16 protein-coding genes are annotated in these 17,100 nt (G+C 55.3%); 12 read left to right on the top strand and 4 right to left on the bottom strand.

What is annotated here, in order from left to right:
* The first annotated feature begins 22 nt into the window (after nucleotides 1–22).
* Nucleotides 23–1,558: a murein biosynthesis integral membrane protein MurJ gene (gene murJ, locus ABVN44_RS01675; protein ID WP_001537775.1), complete on the top strand. Its 1,536-nt coding sequence runs from the start codon at nucleotides 23–25 to the stop codon at nucleotides 1,556–1,558.
* A gap of 81 nt (nucleotides 1,559–1,639) precedes the next feature.
* On the opposite strand, the gene flgN is transcribed toward murJ, so the two are convergent.
* The 3 genes from flgN to flgA all read right to left on the bottom strand — a co-directional run bounded on the left by flgN (nucleotide 1,640) and on the right by flgA (nucleotide 3,111).
* Nucleotides 1,640–2,062: a flagella biosynthesis chaperone FlgN gene (gene flgN / locus ABVN44_RS01670; protein ID WP_000197547.1), complete on the bottom strand. Its 423-nt coding sequence runs from the start codon at nucleotides 2,060–2,062 to the stop codon at nucleotides 1,640–1,642.
* Between the two features lie 4 nt (nucleotides 2,063–2,066).
* Entirely contained in the window at nucleotides 2,067–2,360 is a 294-nt protein-coding gene (gene flgM, locus ABVN44_RS01665; RefSeq protein WP_000020893.1) for a flagellar biosynthesis anti-sigma factor FlgM, read from the bottom strand.
* A 91-nt stretch (nucleotides 2,361–2,451) separates the two neighbouring features.
* Nucleotides 2,452–3,111 carry a flagellar basal body P-ring formation chaperone FlgA gene (flgA, locus tag ABVN44_RS01660; protein ID WP_001194086.1) on the bottom strand — a complete coding sequence of 220 codons (660 nt, stop codon included), beginning with the start codon at nucleotides 3,109–3,111 and terminating at the stop codon, nucleotides 2,452–2,454.
* 156 nt (nucleotides 3,112–3,267) lie between these two features.
* Here flgA and flgB point away from each other — a divergent pair, with 156 nt between their 5' ends.
* From flgB to flgL, 11 genes are all read left to right on the top strand, one after another.
* A complete protein-coding gene (gene flgB, locus ABVN44_RS01655; RefSeq protein WP_000887043.1) occupies nucleotides 3,268–3,684 on the top strand; it encodes a flagellar basal body rod protein FlgB in 417 nt (138 codons plus the stop codon).
* A 3-nt stretch (nucleotides 3,685–3,687) separates the two neighbouring features.
* Complete coding sequence (gene flgC / locus ABVN44_RS01650) at nucleotides 3,688–4,092, top strand: flagellar basal body rod protein FlgC (protein WP_023231472.1); 405 nt, start codon at nucleotides 3,688–3,690, stop codon at nucleotides 4,090–4,092.
* A gap of 11 nt (nucleotides 4,093–4,103) precedes the next feature.
* Nucleotides 4,104–4,802 (top strand): flagellar hook assembly protein FlgD, encoded by a 699-nt coding sequence (flgD, locus tag ABVN44_RS01645; RefSeq protein ID WP_000020450.1) that lies wholly within the window; start codon nucleotides 4,104–4,106, stop codon nucleotides 4,800–4,802.
* 26 nt (nucleotides 4,803–4,828) lie between these two features.
* A complete protein-coding gene (flgE, locus tag ABVN44_RS01640; protein WP_000010567.1) occupies nucleotides 4,829–6,040 on the top strand; it encodes a flagellar hook protein FlgE in 1,212 nt (403 codons plus the stop codon).
* Nucleotides 6,041–6,060: 20 nt separating this feature from the next.
* The gene (locus ABVN44_RS01635) at nucleotides 6,061–6,816 is read left to right on the top strand and encodes a flagellar basal body rod protein FlgF (RefSeq protein ID WP_129339439.1); all 756 of its coding nucleotides are present in this window, start codon (nucleotides 6,061–6,063) and stop codon (nucleotides 6,814–6,816) included.
* A 13-nt stretch (nucleotides 6,817–6,829) separates the two neighbouring features.
* On the top strand, nucleotides 6,830–7,612 hold the full coding sequence (flgG, locus tag ABVN44_RS01630) for a flagellar basal-body rod protein FlgG (RefSeq protein ID WP_000625851.1): 783 nt from the start codon (nucleotides 6,830–6,832) through the stop codon (nucleotides 7,610–7,612).
* A 53-nt stretch (nucleotides 7,613–7,665) separates the two neighbouring features.
* Nucleotides 7,666–8,364 (top strand): flagellar basal body L-ring protein FlgH, encoded by a 699-nt coding sequence (flgH, locus tag ABVN44_RS01625; RefSeq protein ID WP_001174897.1) that lies wholly within the window; start codon nucleotides 7,666–7,668, stop codon nucleotides 8,362–8,364.
* Between the two features lie 11 nt (nucleotides 8,365–8,375).
* Nucleotides 8,376–9,473, top strand: coding sequence for a flagellar basal body P-ring protein FlgI (locus tag ABVN44_RS01620; RefSeq protein ID WP_001518955.1), 1,098 nt, complete (start codon nucleotides 8,376–8,378; stop codon nucleotides 9,471–9,473).
* Nucleotides 9,473–10,423 (top strand): flagellar assembly peptidoglycan hydrolase FlgJ, encoded by a 951-nt coding sequence (gene flgJ, locus ABVN44_RS01615; protein ID WP_000578685.1) that lies wholly within the window; start codon nucleotides 9,473–9,475, stop codon nucleotides 10,421–10,423. The genes ABVN44_RS01620 and flgJ overlap by 1 nt, the downstream gene beginning before the upstream one ends.
* A gap of 64 nt (nucleotides 10,424–10,487) precedes the next feature.
* Entirely contained in the window at nucleotides 10,488–12,149 is a 1,662-nt protein-coding gene (flgK, locus tag ABVN44_RS01610; RefSeq protein WP_000096422.1) for a flagellar hook-associated protein FlgK, read from the top strand.
* A gap of 14 nt (nucleotides 12,150–12,163) precedes the next feature.
* A complete protein-coding gene (gene flgL / locus ABVN44_RS01605) occupies nucleotides 12,164–13,117 on the top strand; it encodes a flagellar hook-associated protein FlgL (protein ID WP_001223032.1) in 954 nt (317 codons plus the stop codon).
* 256 nt (nucleotides 13,118–13,373) lie between these two features.
* Here the strand turns inward: flgL and rne are convergent, their stop codons facing one another.
* Nucleotides 13,374–16,577: a ribonuclease E gene (rne, locus tag ABVN44_RS01600; RefSeq protein ID WP_198870401.1), complete on the bottom strand. Its 3,204-nt coding sequence runs from the start codon at nucleotides 16,575–16,577 to the stop codon at nucleotides 13,374–13,376.
* Between the last annotated feature and the right edge of the window lie 523 nt (nucleotides 16,578–17,100).

Here is a 17,100-nt window from a genome sequence, read left to right as displayed (position 1 = left end):
CAGGGTCTGGAATACAAAAGAAATGAATTTATTGAAATCGCTGGCTGCCGTCAGCTCGATGACTATGTTTTCACGCGTGTTGGGCTTTGCCCGTGATGCGATTGTCGCCAGAATTTTTGGCGCAGGGATGGCGACCGACGCCTTTTTTGTGGCGTTTAAACTCCCCAATCTACTACGCCGGATCTTTGCCGAAGGCGCTTTTTCTCAGGCCTTTGTGCCTATCCTGGCGGAATATAAGAGCAAGCAGGGTGAAGAAGCGACGCGGATCTTTGTCGCTTACGTTTCCGGCCTGTTGACGCTGGCATTGGCCGTCGTGACGGTGGCCGGTATGCTGGCCGCCCCGTGGGTGATTATGGTAACCGCGCCGGGTTTTGCCGATACTGCGGATAAATTCGCGCTGACGACGCAACTGCTGCGGATTACGTTTCCCTATATTCTGCTGATCTCGCTGGCTTCACTGGTTGGCGCCATTCTCAACACCTGGAATCGCTTCTCTATTCCCGCTTTTGCGCCGACATTTCTTAATATCAGCATGATCGGTTTTGCATTATTCGCCGCGCCATACTTTAATCCGCCGGTGCTGGCGTTAGCCTGGGCAGTCACCGTCGGCGGCGTGCTGCAACTGGTGTATCAACTTCCGTATTTGAAAAAGATCGGTATGCTGGTGCTGCCGCGCATTAACTTTCGCGACACCGGGGCGATGCGGGTGGTCAAACAGATGGGGCCGGCGATTTTGGGCGTATCCGTCAGTCAGATTTCCCTTATCATCAATACCATTTTTGCCTCGTTTCTGGCCTCCGGCTCGGTCTCATGGATGTACTATGCCGATCGGTTGATGGAGTTCCCGTCCGGCGTGCTGGGCGTGGCGTTGGGGACCATCCTGTTGCCGTCATTGTCGAAAAGCTTTGCCAGCGGCAATCATGATGAGTACTGCCGCCTGATGGACTGGGGGCTGCGTTTGTGCTTTTTACTGGCGTTGCCGAGCGCGGTAGCGTTAGGCATTCTGGCGAAGCCGCTGACGGTCTCGCTGTTTCAGTACGGTAAATTCACCGCCTTTGATGCGGCAATGACGCAGCGGGCGTTAATCGCCTATTCGGTGGGGCTGATTGGCTTGATCGTCGTAAAAGTGTTGGCCCCGGGCTTCTATTCTCGCCAGGATATTAAAACGCCGGTGAAAATCGCCATAGTGACGTTAATCATGACGCAGTTAATGAACCTGGCGTTTATTGGACCGCTGAAACACGCCGGGCTGTCGCTCTCTATTGGTCTGGCGGCATGTCTCAATGCGTCGTTGCTGTACTGGCAACTGCGTAAACAGAATATCTTTACGCCACAACCGGGCTGGATGTGGTTCCTGATGCGTCTGATCATTTCCGTACTGGTGATGGCCGCCGTATTGTTCGGCGTGTTGCATATTATGCCGGAGTGGTCGCAAGGGTCGATGTTATGGCGTTTGCTGCGTTTGATGGCGGTAGTGATCGCGGGTATCGCGGCCTATTTCGCCGCGCTTGCCGTGCTGGGCTTTAAAGTGAAAGAGTTTGTTCGCCGGACAGCGTAAATTCAGTGCCTGATAGCGCTGTGCTATCAGGCCTACAAGGCATTCAGGCCGGAAAGGCGCAACGTCGCCATCCGGCAATGATTAGATAGAAATTTTTTTACCGCCGCGGTGAGAGACGGAAGTCTGACCGTCAGCCCCGTACAAGGTCGGCTCCTGGTGAGGTTTCAGCACCTCCAGCGCCTGTTGATTACGCTCGATTTGCCCTTCCAGCAGCCAGCCGTTGTGCTGGTTGAGGTCGCGAAGATGCTGCGTTTTTTCGGTAATCGCCTGCCAGCGCTCTGCAATGTCATCGTTTGCGCTACGCTGCGCGTTCTGCTCCAGACGGCGCTGTTGTTCCAGATAATCCAGCGTCGCCAGCAACGAGCTTTTTTCTTCTGTAATACGCTGTAGCTGGCTGCCGTTAATCTGGCCTACGGAAAGCTGTTGTTGCTCGGCGTCCATCACCGTCTTCAGGTCATTCAGGACGGTGGTCATCTGGTCAAGTATTTCTGACAAACGAGTCATACGCTTATTTACTCTGTAAGTAGCTCTGCGCCTCGCGAATGAGCGAGTCTGCTATTTTTCCCGTATCCATTTTTAACTCACCGTTACGGATAGCCGTTTTTAATGCTTCGACGCGTTCCATATTAATGTCGCTGACGCCTGGCTGCATGAGCTTCGCTTGCGCGTCGCTTAACGTTACGCTGGCGCTCGTCGCGGCGGACGTTTTTTCCTGACGCGTTTTTTGTACCGGCGTGTCGCTGGTTTCGCGCGTCTGGACAGTGCTAACGGGTTTCAAAGGTGAGGTACGGTCAATGCTCATTTATTTATCCTCATCGAGGGTTACGTTGTAGCGGCCAGCTACCATCATGGTTGAATATCTCATCGGCAGCCGCGACAAAATCTTTACACAATTATAGGTTAATAAGAATATTCCCATCAGAATCGACGGTTCCACTCACGATTTGACCCGATGTCATGCGCACGCGCGCATTTTGCGCGACGGCGGCATTATTCATCGCCTGACCTTCCGCATTGACGCTGAACCCCTCGCCATTGGCGATGACCTGTACTCGTTGCCCCGCTTTGACGCGCCAGGCCTGACGTATCATCGTAAGCTGTACCGGCTGCCCGGGTGCGAGATCGCGCAAACTGACGGCATCCTGAATCTGACGGATATCCAGTACCGTCCGCGGCGGTAACTGATCCAGCCTGCCACGTTTTAGCGTGACGTTGGCCGGCGTCAATTTTCCGCCGCGCGCGACGGGCGCGGCAACGGCGACATAATTGCCGGTCGCTTGCACATTCACCTGCAAATAACGTTTTTCATTGGCGCAGCGCGCCACCACATTGACGTTGCCCCACAGCTTCGCGCTGCCCGTCATGCTGAAGGCTGGCTGTTCGCAGCTCGGTAGCAGATTGGGCGATGAACGGAGCGTGACAACCACCTCGTCGCTGAAGCCAGCCAGACGCTGGGAAAACCACGTGGTCAGCTGGGCGTTGATGTCCTGCGCCATTGTCAGGGGGCTGAACAGCAAAGCCGCCACGGCGAATCCTCGTTTTAACGTTTGCATGGTACTTCCCCCTGGTTGATGTCATGACAGGATTCTACCCGTGTGAAGCAGGCATCAACGCAATAAATAGCGACGCATTTTGCGTTTATTCCGGCGATAACGCGCGCGTGAAGGCATTTAAGCTGTCGGCTGAATTTTGCCATTTGCGGAGGAGATATGCTCGACAGGCTCGATGCCGCCTTACGATTTCAGCAGGAAGCGCTAAATCTGCGCGCGCAACGTCAGGAAATATTAGCGGCGAATATCGCCAATGCCGATACGCCGGGGTATCAGGCGCGCGATATTGATTTTGCCAGTGAGTTAAAAAAGGTGATGGTGCGTGGACGGGAAGAAACCGGCGGCGTCGCGTTAACGTTGACTTCCTCTCACCATATTCCCGCCCAGGCGGTCTCTTCTCCCGCAGTGGATCTGCTTTATCGCGTACCCGATCAGCCTTCTTTGGATGGTAACACCGTAGATATGGACAGGGAACGTACGCAGTTTGCGGATAACAGTCTCAAATATCAGATGGGGCTTACCGTTCTGGGTAGCCAACTCAAAGGCATGATGAATGTGCTACAGGGAGGAAACTAATTCGTGGCGCTGTTAAACATTTTTGATATTGCCGGATCGGCGCTTGCCGCACAGTCCAAGCGGTTGAACGTTGCGGCCAGTAACCTGGCGAATGCGGATAGCGTCACCGGCCCGGACGGACAGCCTTATCGCGCCAAACAGGTGGTTTTTCAGGTGGACGCCGTGCCGGGTCAAGCCACTGGCGGGGTAAAGGTCGCCAGCGTGATTGAAAGTCAGGCACCGGAAAAGCTGGTTTATGAGCCAGGCAACCCGCTGGCGGACGCTAATGGTTACGTCAAAATGCCCAACGTCGATGTGGTCGGCGAAATGGTCAACACGATGTCAGCCTCGCGCAGCTATCAGGCAAATATCGAAGTCCTGAATACCGTAAAAAGCATGATGCTTAAAACGCTGACATTAGGCCAGTAAAGGAGGCGCGTATGTCTATTGCCGTAAATATGAATGACCCGACCAACACGGGCGTCAAAACGACGACCGGCAGCGGATCGATGACCGGAAGCAACGCTGCCGATCTGCAAAGCAGTTTCCTGACCTTACTGGTCGCGCAATTGAAGAACCAGGACCCGACTAACCCATTACAAAATAATGAGTTAACGACGCAGTTGGCGCAAATCAGTACCGTGAGCGGCATTGAAAAACTGAATACGACGCTGGGGGCTATTTCCGGGCAAATCGATAATAGTCAGTCCCTACAGGCGACCACGCTGATTGGACATGGCGTTATGGTGCCTGGCACCACAATTCTGGCGGGTAAAGGCGCGGAAGAAGGGGCCGTGACGTCCACGACGCCGTTTGGCGTGGAATTGCAACAGCCTGCGGACAAAGTGACGGCAACCATTACCGATAAAGATGGCCGGGTGGTACGGACGCTGGAGATCGGTGAGTTGCGAGCCGGGGTACACACCTTTACCTGGGATGGTAAGCAAACGGACGGAACAACGGTACCGAATGGTTCTTACAACATTGCGATTACCGCCAGCAATGGCGGGACGCAACTGGTGGCGCAGCCGCTGCAATTCGCTCTGGTACAGGGCGTGACGAAGGGCAGTAACGGCAACCTGTTGGATCTGGGTACCTACGGCACCACCACACTCGACGAAGTTCGGCAAATAATCTAAGCCCTTACACTTATCAGGAGTCAGTCATGTCTTTTTCTCAAGCGGTTAGCGGCCTGAACGCTGCGGCCACCAACCTTGATGTTATCGGTAATAACATCGCCAACTCCGCCACCTATGGCTTTAAGTCCGGTACGGCATCATTTGCCGATATGTTCGCCGGTTCCAAAGTGGGGCTGGGCGTAAAAGTGGCGGGGATTACCCAGGATTTTACCGACGGTACGACAACGAACACCGGGCGCGGGCTGGATGTCGCGATTAGCCAGAACGGTTTTTTCCGCCTGGTAGACAGCAACGGTTCCGTGTTCTATAGCCGCAACGGCCAGTTCAAACTGGACGAGAACCGTAACCTGGTCAATATGCAGGGGATGCAGTTGACCGGCTATCCGGCCACCGGTACGCCGCCGACCATTCAGCAGGGGGCGAATCCTGCGCCGATCACCATTCCGAACACGCTGATGGCGGCGAAATCGACTACCACCGCGTCAATGCAGATCAACCTGAACTCAACGGACCCTGTACCGTCTAAAACGCCCTTTAGCGTGAGTGATGCGGATTCGTATAACAAAAAAGGCACCGTCACCGTTTATGACAGCCAGGGTAATGCCCATGACATGAACGTCTATTTTGTGAAAACCAAAGATAATGAATGGGCTGTGTACACCCATGACAGCAGCGATCCTGCAGCCACTGCGCCAACAACGGCGTCCACTACGCTGAAATTCAATGAAAACGGGATTCTGGAGTCTGGCGGTACGGTGAACATCACCACCGGTACGATTAATGGCGCGACAGCGGCCACCTTCTCCCTCAGCTTCCTTAACTCCATGCAGCAGAACACCGGGGCTAATAACATCGTCGCCACCAATCAAAACGGCTATAAGCCTGGCGACCTGGTGAGCTACCAGATTAACAATGATGGCACCGTGGTTGGCAACTACTCCAACGAGCAGGAGCAGGTGCTGGGGCAGATTGTGCTGGCTAACTTCGCCAACAACGAAGGTCTGGCATCCCAGGGCGATAACGTCTGGGCGGCGACGCAGGCTTCCGGGGTTGCGCTGCTGGGGACTGCCGGTTCCGGCAACTTCGGTAAGCTGACGAACGGCGCGCTGGAAGCCTCTAACGTGGATTTGAGTAAAGAGCTGGTGAATATGATCGTCGCGCAGCGTAACTACCAGTCGAATGCGCAGACCATCAAAACCCAGGACCAGATCCTCAATACGCTGGTTAACCTGCGCTAAGCGCCTGACGGGATAGCTTAATGGATCACGCAATTTATACCGCCATGGGGGCGGCCAGCCAGACGCTTAACCAGCAGGCGGTAACGGCCAGCAACCTGGCTAATGCCTCAACGCCGGGCTTTCGCGCGCAGCTTAACGCGCTACGCGCGGTGCCCGTTGATGGCCTCTCTTTAGCAACGCGCACGCTGGTTACGGCGTCGACGCCCGGGGCGGATATGACCCCGGGTCAGTTGGACTACACCTCCCGTCCGCTGGATGTCGCGTTACAGCAGGACGGCTGGCTGGTAGTGCAAGCGGCGGATGGCGCTGAAGGATATACCCGTAACGGGAATATCCAGGTGGGTCCGACCGGGCAGTTAACCATTCAGGGACATCCGGTTATCGGCGAAGGCGGCCCGATTACCGTTCCTGAAGGGTCGGAAATCACCATTGCGGCAGACGGCACGATCTCCGCGCTCAATCCCGGCGACCCGCCAAACACGGTGGCGCCCGTTGGGCGACTGAAGCTGGTCAAAGCGGAAGGCAATGAGGTGCAGCGGAGCGATAACGGTTTATTCCGCCTTACCGCCGAGGCACAGGCTGAACGCGGGGCGGTACTGGCCGCCGACCCGTCAATTCGCATTATGTCGGGCGTGCTGGAGGGCAGTAACGTCAAGCCGGTTGAAGCGATGACCGACATGATCGCCAACGCACGTCGTTTTGAAATGCAGATGAAGGTTATCACCAGCGTAGATGAGAACGAAGGGCGAGCTAACCAACTGCTGTCGATGAGTTAATACAGGACATTTTATGATCAGTTCATTATGGATCGCCAAAACCGGTCTGGACGCGCAGCAAACCAATATGGATGTGATTGCCAATAACCTGGCAAACGTCAGCACCAATGGTTTTAAGCGTCAGCGCGCGGTATTTGAAGATCTGTTGTATCAGACCATCCGCCAGCCGGGCGCGCAGTCGTCCGAGCAGACGACGCTGCCTTCAGGGCTGCAAATCGGTACCGGCGTGCGTCCGGTCGCCACGGAGCGTCTGCACAGTCAGGGGAACCTGTCGCAGACCAACAACAGTAAAGATGTGGCGATTAAAGGGCAGGGCTTTTTCCAGGTCATGCTGCCGGACGGTACGTCTGCTTATACCCGCGATGGCTCTTTCCAGGTGGATCAGAATGGTCAACTGGTGACGGCGGGCGGTTTTCAGGTGCAGCCGGCAATCACCATTCCGGCCAACGCGTTAAGCATCACGATTGGCCGCGACGGCGTGGTCAGCGTGACCCAGCAGGGGCAGGCCGCGCCGGTTCAGGTCGGGCAGCTTAACCTGACCACCTTTATGAACGACACCGGGCTGGAAAGCATCGGCGAGAACCTCTATATCGAAACGCAATCGTCCGGCGCGCCGAACGAAAGCACGCCGGGGCTCAACGGCGCGGGGTTGTTGTATCAAGGGTATGTCGAAACGTCGAACGTTAACGTGGCGGAAGAGCTGGTGAACATGATTCAGGTTCAACGCGCCTATGAAATTAACAGTAAAGCAGTATCGACGACCGATCAGATGCTGCAGAAACTGACGCAACTCTAAGGGGCCGCCGGTGGGGATACGCCACCGGCTCCCTGATTTTGAAGATGAAGGTAATGCAAAAATACGCGCTTCACGCTTACCCAGTTATGGCCCTGATGGTCGCGACGCTGACAGGATGCGCCTGGATACCCGCTAAACCGCTCGTGCAGGGGGCGACCACGGCGCAGCCGATACCTGGCCCGGTACCGGTGGCGAATGGCTCCATATTTCAGTCTGCGCAGCCGATTAATTATGGCTATCAGCCGCTTTTTGAAGATCGTCGACCGCGTAATATCGGCGATACGCTCACGATTGTGTTACAGGAAAACGTCAGCGCCAGTAAAAGCTCGTCGGCAAATGCCAGTCGCGACGGCAAAACCAGTTTTGGTTTTGATACGGTACCGCGTTATCTGCAGGGATTATTCGGTAATTCCCGCGCGGATATGGAGGCCTCCGGCGGCAACTCTTTTAACGGCAAAGGCGGCGCGAATGCCAGCAATACCTTTAGCGGCACGCTGACCGTGACCGTCGATCAGGTTCTGGCCAATGGCAATTTACACGTCGTGGGGGAAAAACAGATCGCGATTAATCAGGGAACGGAATTCATCCGCTTCTCCGGCGTGGTAAATCCACGCACCATCAGCGGCAGCAACTCCGTTCCCTCGACACAGGTGGCGGATGCGCGGATTGAATATGTCGGGAACGGCTATATTAACGAAGCGCAAAATATGGGCTGGCTGCAACGTTTCTTCCTTAATTTGTCGCCGATGTAAGCGAGGTGTATGTGTTTAAAGCTCTTGCAGGAATCGTTCTGGCACTGGTTGCCACTCTGGCGCATGCCGAGCGTATCCGGGATCTGACCAGTGTCCAGGGAGTACGGGAAAACTCGCTGATCGGCTACGGGCTGGTGGTTGGGCTGGACGGTACGGGCGACCAGACGACCCAGACGCCATTTACCACCCAGACGCTGAATAACATGCTGTCACAACTGGGGATTACGGTCCCCACCGGCACCAACATGCAGTTGAAAAACGTGGCGGCGGTGATGGTGACGGCGTCGTATCCGCCTTTTGCGCGACAGGGACAAACGATCGATGTCGTCGTTTCCTCAATGGGGAACGCTAAAAGTCTGCGTGGCGGGACGTTATTAATGACGCCGTTAAAAGGGGTGGACAGCCAGGTGTATGCTCTGGCGCAGGGCAATATTCTGGTCGGCGGCGCGGGCGCTTCCGCAGGCGGCAGTAGCGTGCAGGTTAACCAGCTTAATGGCGGGCGCATCACTAATGGCGCGATTATCGAACGCGAGTTGCCGACTCAGTTCGGCGCTGGCAACACCATTAATCTGCAATTGAACGACGAAGATTTTACGATGGCGCAGCAAATTACCGACGCCATCAACCGCGCCCGCGGTTACGGCAGCGCCACTGCACTTGATGCGCGAACGGTACAGGTACGCGTGCCCAGCGGCAACAGCTCGCAGGTGCGTTTTCTGGCGGACATTCAAAATATGGAAGTCAACGTGACGCCGCAGGATGCAAAAGTCGTGATCAACTCGCGTACCGGTTCGGTGGTCATGAATCGGGAAGTCACGCTGGATAGCTGCGCTGTGGCGCAGGGCAATTTGTCAGTGACAGTCAATCGCCAGCTCAACGTCAACCAGCCGAATACGCCATTTGGCGGCGGGCAGACCGTGGTGACGCCACAGACTCAGATAGATTTGCGTCAGAGCGGCGGATCGCTACAGAGCGTGCGTTCCAGCGCCAATCTGAACAGCGTAGTGCGCGCGTTGAATGCGCTTGGCGCGACGCCGATGGACCTGATGTCGATTTTGCAGTCCATGCAGAGCGCGGGCTGTCTACGCGCCAAACTGGAAATCATCTGATGATCGGAGACGGTAAATTGCTGGCCAGCGCGGCCTGGGATGCGCAATCTCTGAACGAACTGAAAGCGAAAGCGGGCCAGGACCCGGCGGCGAATATCCGTCCTGTGGCCCGTCAGGTGGAAGGGATGTTTGTGCAGATGATGCTGAAAAGTATGCGCGAGGCTTTACCCAAAGATGGTTTATTCAGCAGCGATCAGACGCGTCTGTATACCAGCATGTATGACCAGCAGATCGCCCAGCAGATGACCGCCGGTAAGGGATTGGGGCTGGCGGATATGATGGTTAAACAGATGACGGGCGGGCAGACGATGCCTGCGGATGATGCGCCGCAAGTACCGCTTAAATTCTCCCTGGAGACGGTAAACAGCTATCAAAATCAGGCGCTGACCCAACTGGTGCGCAAAGCCATACCGAAAACGCCGGACAGCAGCGATGCGCCGCTCTCCGGCGACAGTAAAGACTTTCTGGCCCGGCTTTCGCTCCCGGCGAGGCTGGCCAGCGAACAAAGCGGGGTGCCGCATCATCTGATTCTGGCGCAGGCGGCGCTGGAGTCCGGCTGGGGGCAACGGCAAATCCTGCGGGAGAATGGCGAACCCAGCTATAACGTATTTGGCGTGAAAGCGACCGCCAGTTGGAAAGGGCCGGTGACGGAAATCACCACCACTGAATACGAGAATGGCGAAGCGAAAAAAGTGAAAGCGAAATTCCGCGTCTATAGCTCGTATCTGGAGGCGTTATCGGATTATGTCGCGCTGTTAACGCGTAACCCACGCTACGCTGCCGTGACCACTGCCGCCACGGCAGAGCAAGGCGCAGTGGCTCTGCAAAACGCCGGATACGCCACTGACCCGAATTACGCGCGTAAATTGACCAGCATGATTCAGCAGTTGAAAGCGATGAGTGAAAAGGTCAGCAAAACCTACAGCGCGAATCTCGACAATCTCTTTTAAATTGCTCAAGTCCACGTAGTCGCTGCCGATAACAACGAGTATTGAAGGATTAAAAGGAACCATCATGTCCAGCTTGATTAATCACGCCATGAGCGGACTTAACGCCGCGCAGGCCGCGTTAAATACGGTCAGTAATAACATCAACAATTATAACGTTGCGGGTTATACCCGGCAGACAACTATTCTGGCGCAGGCAAACAGTACGTTAGGGGCTGGCGGCTGGATAGGTAATGGCGTTTACGTTTCAGGCGTACAGCGCGAATATGATGCGTTTATCACTAATCAGCTACGCGGCGCGCAAAACCAGAGCAGCGGCTTGACCACGCGCTATGAACAGATGTCGAAAATCGACAACCTGCTGGCCGATAAATCCAGCTCACTGTCTGGTTCGTTGCAGAGTTTTTTTACCAGCCTGCAAACGTTAGTCAGTAATGCGGAAGATCCTGCGGCGCGTCAGGCGCTGATTGGTAAAGCGGAAGGGCTGGTAAACCAGTTCAAAACCACCGATCAGTATCTGCGCGATCAGGATAAACAGGTCAATATCGCGATTGGCTCCAGCGTGGCGCAAATCAACAATTACGCGAAGCAGATAGCTAACCTGAACGATCAAATCTCCCGTATGACGGGCGTAGGCGCGGGCGCATCGCCGAACGACCTGCTCGATCAGCGTGATCAGTTGGTCAGCGAGCTTAACAAGATCGTTGGCGTCGAGGTGAGTGTACAGGACGGCGGCACCTATAACCTGACGATGGCCAATGGCTATACGCTGGTGCAGGGGGCGACGGCGCGTCAGTTGGCGGCGGTTCCCTCCAGCGCCGACCCGACGCGAACGACTGTCGCTTATGTCGATGAGGCCGCCGGTAACATCGAAATTCCGGAAAAGTTGCTGAACACCGGTTCGCTCGGCGGGCTACTGACGTTCCGTTCTCAGGATCTGGATCAGACTCGTAATACGCTGGGCCAGTTGGCGTTGGCGTTTGCCGATGCGTTTAACGCGCAGCATACCAAAGGTTATGACGCCGACGGCAATAAAGGGAAAGACTTCTTTAGCATTGGCTCGCCGGTGGTATATAGCAACAGTAATAATGCCGATAAAACGGTATCGCTAACCGCTAAGGTGGTCGACAGCACGAAGGTTCAGGCGACGGATTATAAGATTGTTTTTGACGGTACAGACTGGCAGGTTACTCGCACTGCGGATAACACCACCTTCACGGCGACAAAAGATGCTGACGGAAAACTGGAGATTGACGGTCTGAAAGTGACGGTAGGGACCGGCGCACAGAAAAACGACAGTTTTCTTCTCAAGCCGGTCAGCAATGCTATCGTCGACATGAACGTTAAAGTGACGAATGAAGCCGAGATTGCGATGGCGTCTGAGTCAAAACTCGATCCTGACGTGGATACCGGCGACAGCGATAACCGCAATGGTCAGGCATTGCTGGACTTACAAAACAGCAATGTAGTGGGCGGCAACAAAACTTTTAACGATGCTTACGCCACGTTGGTCAGCGATGTGGGTAACAAAACGTCAACGCTGAAAACCAGCAGCACCACGCAGGCGAATGTGGTTAAACAGCTTTATAAACAGCAACAGTCAGTTTCAGGCGTTAACCTCGACGAAGAGTACGGCAATTTGCAGCGTTATCAGCAGTATTATCTGGCGAATGCGCAAGTATTGCAGACCGCGAATGCGCTGTTTGATGCGTTACTGAATATTCGCTAAAGGAGAAGGATGACATGCGTATCAGTACCCAGATGATGTACGAACAAAATATGAGCGGCATCACTAATTCTCAGGCCGAATGGATGAAGCTGGGCGAGCAGATGTCTACCGGTAAGCGCGTTACCAACCCATCTGACGATCCGATCGCCGCGTCGCAGGCGGTAGTACTCTCTCAGGCGCAGGCGCAGAATAGCCAGTATGCCCTGGCGCGTACGTTTGCCACCCAAAAAGTGTCGCTGGAAGAAAGCGTACTCAGTCAGGTGACGACGGCGATTCAAACCGCGCAGGAAAAAATCGTCTATGCCGGAAACGGCACGTTAAGCGACGATGACCGCGCGTCGCTGGCGACGGATTTACAGGGGATCCGCGATCAGCTGATGAACCTGGCAAACAGCACTGACGGCAATGGTCGCTATATCTTTGCCGGGTATAAAACGGAAGCGGCGCCATTCGACCAGGCGACAGGTGGTTATCATGGCGGCGAGAAAAGTGTTACCCAGCAGGTGGATTCCGCACGCACGATGGTAATTGGCCATACGGGAGCGCAAATTTTTAATAGCATCACCAGCAATGCGGTGCCGGAACCGGATGGCTCGGACTCCGAAAAGAATCTGTTTGTCATGCTCGATACGGCAATTGCCGCGCTCAAGACCCCGGTGGAAGGCAATGACGTGGAAAAAGAAAAAGCCGCTGCCGCCATTGATAAAACCAATCGCGGCTTAAAAAATTCGCTTAATAACGTCCTGACCGTTCGTGCGGAACTGGGAACGCAACTGAGCGAACTCAGTACGCTGGATTCACTGGGAAGCGATCGTGCGCTGGGACAGAAACTGCAGATGAGCAACCTGGTAGATGTGGACTGGAACTCGGTCATTTCCTCCTACGTCATGCAACAGGCGGCATTACAGGCGTCCTATAAAACGTTTACCGACATGCAGGGAATGTCGCTTTTCCAGTTGAACCGGTAACGCCTCTTTTTGAAACATATCACGAAACTGGATATGTTTTGTCTGCCCGCGCCATCCACCCCGGCGCGGGCATTTTTTTAGTCGTCATTGAGTTAGTGGTCATATTGTCGCGCCCGTAGCGACGCCATCCGTACGTATTATCCCGCCCGATCTCATAAACGCCTGGAGTGACTAAAAGACGCCATGGGGTGAGGCATCGCCCTGTAAGGGGCATAAAAAAGCCGACCTGGCGGTCGGCTTTGTATCAGCATTTACATCATTCTACCGGCTGTGGTCGTGTCGCCGGGGCGCTGGCGTGACGTGTGGCGCTGTGTCCGCCTGCTGCGCCTTTACCTTCAAAGTGGAAGGAAGGGCGCTGCCAGTCGCTATGGTGCGGGGTTTCCGGCACATATTCCGGCGCTGGCGCACGCGTCATCGGCGCGCTGGCGTGGTTATGATCGTCAACGCAGACAACGTCCTGCGGTTTTTCCACCACCTGGGCCGGTGCGATAACGGTTTCTTCTGCCGTGTGCTCCACAACAGCCGCTTCCGCTTTTGTCTCTTCTTCTGGCTCGACAACGACAACATCAGCTACGTTTTCAGCCACCGTAATGGACGCGTCGGCGGTTTCTGCTACTGGTTCGGCGTCAGCAATAACCTCTTGCGCTTCCGGCGTATCGCTTTCGGCAATCAGTTGCGGCTGTTCATCAACTGGCGCGGCAATGACTTCCGGATGCGTTGTCTCGACCTCGACGACTTCCGACGTCTGTGGTTCGGCGACGGTCTGCGGCTCAACGGCAACGTTTTCTACTGCCTGTACCGACGCTTGTGGTTCGAGCGCTACGGTCGCAGCGATAACCTGCTGTTCAGCGACAACCGATTGTGGCAGCGCCAGATCTGCTTCACGCTGCTCTTCAACAACCTGCGTTTCCTGAGGACGGACAATCGGGTAGCGGATCCAGACTTTACCGGACGCCATTTCCGGCGACGCGCAGGCGACGGTTAGCGGCATCGGCGATTGTGTCGGGTAGCGCTCGTCACGATAGCGACGACGACGCTGACCGCTTACGCGCAGGTGGCGCGGAGAACGGCGGGAGCGACGCGGCATACCGGTATTATCGCGAGGTTCTACGCTATCATCCTGCTCCGGCGCGATATCGGCGACGACAGGTAAATCAACTTTCGCCAGCTCGGTACGCGGCGCTGGAACGGGCTGTTCAACGTTTTCAACCGGGCGTGGTTCGTCGACGACGACCGGCGTGTCAACCGTTTCAACCACTGCGCTGTTGGTAAAGCGGACTTTCTGATTAAGCTGACGCTGCTTGCGGCGCGGCTGAACCTGCTGAACGCGTTCTTCCTGCTCGGTCTCCTGGACAGGTTGTTCTTCGCGGTTAAGCGCTTTTACTTCCTGCTGCGCCTGGCGTTTGTCATCATTGCGGCGGCGGCTGCGTTCGCGACGCGGCGTCTGTTGCTGCTCATCGCCGGTTTTCACTTTTTCCGCCGTTTCCTGCTGGCGGGTATCGCGCGCTTCCGCATTTTGCTGCTGCGCCTGGCGACGGTTACGACGATTATCGTCGCGGCTCTCGCCGCCGTCACGTCCGGCACGGTTATCACGGGTGTCGCGGCGTTCGTTACGATCGCGACGGTTGTTCTGCCGTGGCTTGCGACGATCCTGCTGACGCTCCGCTTTTTCTTCCGCTTTCGGCGCGGCTGTTTCGACGGCTTTCGTTTCTTCACCGCTGAACAGTTGTTTCAGCGCGTTAAGGAAGCGGCTAAACAGAGCCGGCTGGGCAGGCTGCGCGGCGGCAACATTATCCTTTTTCGCCGTGGCGACGCTAACCGCCGGTTCGACAGGCGTCGGCGCCGGAGGCACATCTGGCATAGCGAATGTCGCCAGCGCAGGCTGTTCCGGGCGTTTACGCTCGGCGTACTCTTCTTCAGAAGGCAGCGCCATCGCTTCTTCGTGCAGCTTCGGCAGCATGTAGCTCAGGGTCGGCGTTTCTTCCCCTTTGCGTACGCGCAGCACGGAATAGTGCGGCGTTTCCATCTGATCGTTCGGGACGATGACACAGCGGACGCCATCCTGACGCGTCTCAATAGCGTTCACTGCCGTCCGTTTTTCGTTAAGCAGATAAGAGGCGATCGGCACCGGAACAATGGCATGGACTTCCTGCGTATTCTCTTTCAGCGCTTCTTCTTCAATCAGGCGCAGAATGGACAGCGACAGAGATTCGTTATCGCGCACGGTGCCGGTACCGCTACAGCGCGGACACACGTGATGGCTGGATTCGCCCAGCGACGGGCTCAGGCGCTGACGCGACATTTCGAGCAGGCCGAAGCGGGAAATATGGCTAATCTGAATACGCGCCCGGTCCTGACGCACCGCTTCACGCAGGCGGTTTTCTACCGCGCGCTGGTGACGTACCGGCGTCATATCGATAAAGTCGATAACGATCAGGCCGCCCAGGTCGCGCAGACGCAACTGGCGGGCAATCTCATCGGCCGCTTCCAGGTTGGTATTAAACGCCGTTTCTTCGATATCGCCGCCGCGAGTCGCGCGGGCGGAGTTGATATCGATGGCGGTTAACGCTTCGGTACTGTCAATGACGATGGAGCCGCCGGAGGGCAGGCGCACTTCACGCTGGAACGCAGACTCGATCTGCGATTCGATCTGGTAATGGCTGAACAACGGGATTTCACCGGTGTACAGCTTAATTTTGCTGCTAAAATCCGGGCGGCCCAACGCGGCGATATGCTGACGCGCCATTTCCATCACTTTTGGATTGTCGATCAGGATTTCACCGATATCCTGACGCAGATAGTCGCGAAACGCGCGTACGATGACGTTGCTTTCCTGATGGATCAGGAACGGCGCGGGACGGCTTTCAGCGGCTTTCTGAATGGCTTCCCAGTGTTTCAGGCGGAAGCTTAAATCCCACTGCAACGCTTCGGCGGATTTACCCACGCCCGCGGTACGCACGATAAGCCCCATCCCTTCAGGAAGTTCCAGACTGGCCAACGCTTCTTTTAACTCGGTACGATCGTCGCCTTCAATGCGACGGGAAATACCACCCGCGCGCGGGTTATTCGGCATCAGCACCAGGTAGCTGCCCGCCAGACTGATAAAGGTGGTTAACGCCGCGCCTTTGTTGCCGCGCTCTTCTTTATCGATTTGAACAATGACTTCCTGGCCTTCGCGTAACACGTCTTTAATGTTCGGGCGACCATGAGCGCTGTAGTTAGCGGGGAAATATTCGCGGGCAATTTCTTTTAACGGGAGGAAACCGTGGCGTTCTGCGCCGTAATCAACAAAAGCCGCTTCCAGGCTCGGTTCAATACGGGTAATTTTGCCTTTATAGATGTTCGCTTTTTTCTGCTCGTGTCCGGGGCTTTCTATATCCAGATCGTACAGACGCTGCCCATCTACAAGGGCGACGCGCAACTCTTCCTGCTGAGTCGCGTTGATTAACATTCTTTTCATCGTAACTTACTCATTATTCTTACGTTGACGACTAAGCTGCGGGCATGGTGACGCCTTACCGGGCATGAACCGATGGCCTCGTGACTATTTCGCGTCGCCAACCTCACGGTTATCGTCAGCTCAAAGAGGCGCAGAGTGTCGGTTGCCTGTATTTCATACGGAAACACAGCGCAATTATCAGGGAAGCAGCCTGGGCATTACTCTCCAGAGAAGATCCTATCTACCGGTAAGGACTGCAACCCGCAGCCCGCTAACTGTCTGAAAAATCAATACGTCTTACGCCATTGCTGCGTTGATGATCGGTCAGACAAAATGGGTTATTCCGCTAAACTTTTTGTTTTAACAAGTTTCGGTGCGGAAACCGCATCATTATTCCACTGCTAACCTTGTTATAGCAAGATGACTTTTACCATTTATCACCCGCTTACTCACAGTTTTTTCACCAGCGCGAGCCAATCGCTTTAATAACCAGCAAAACCGCAGTGAAAAATGTTCAACCACTGGCGTAGACGTCTCTATAAGC

The sequence above is a fragment of the Salmonella sp. SJTUF15570 genome, assembly GCF_043357055.1.
Classification (GTDB): domain Bacteria; phylum Pseudomonadota; class Gammaproteobacteria; order Enterobacterales; family Enterobacteriaceae; genus Salmonella; species Salmonella enterica.
This window is presented reverse-complemented; position numbering and strand designations above follow the sequence as displayed.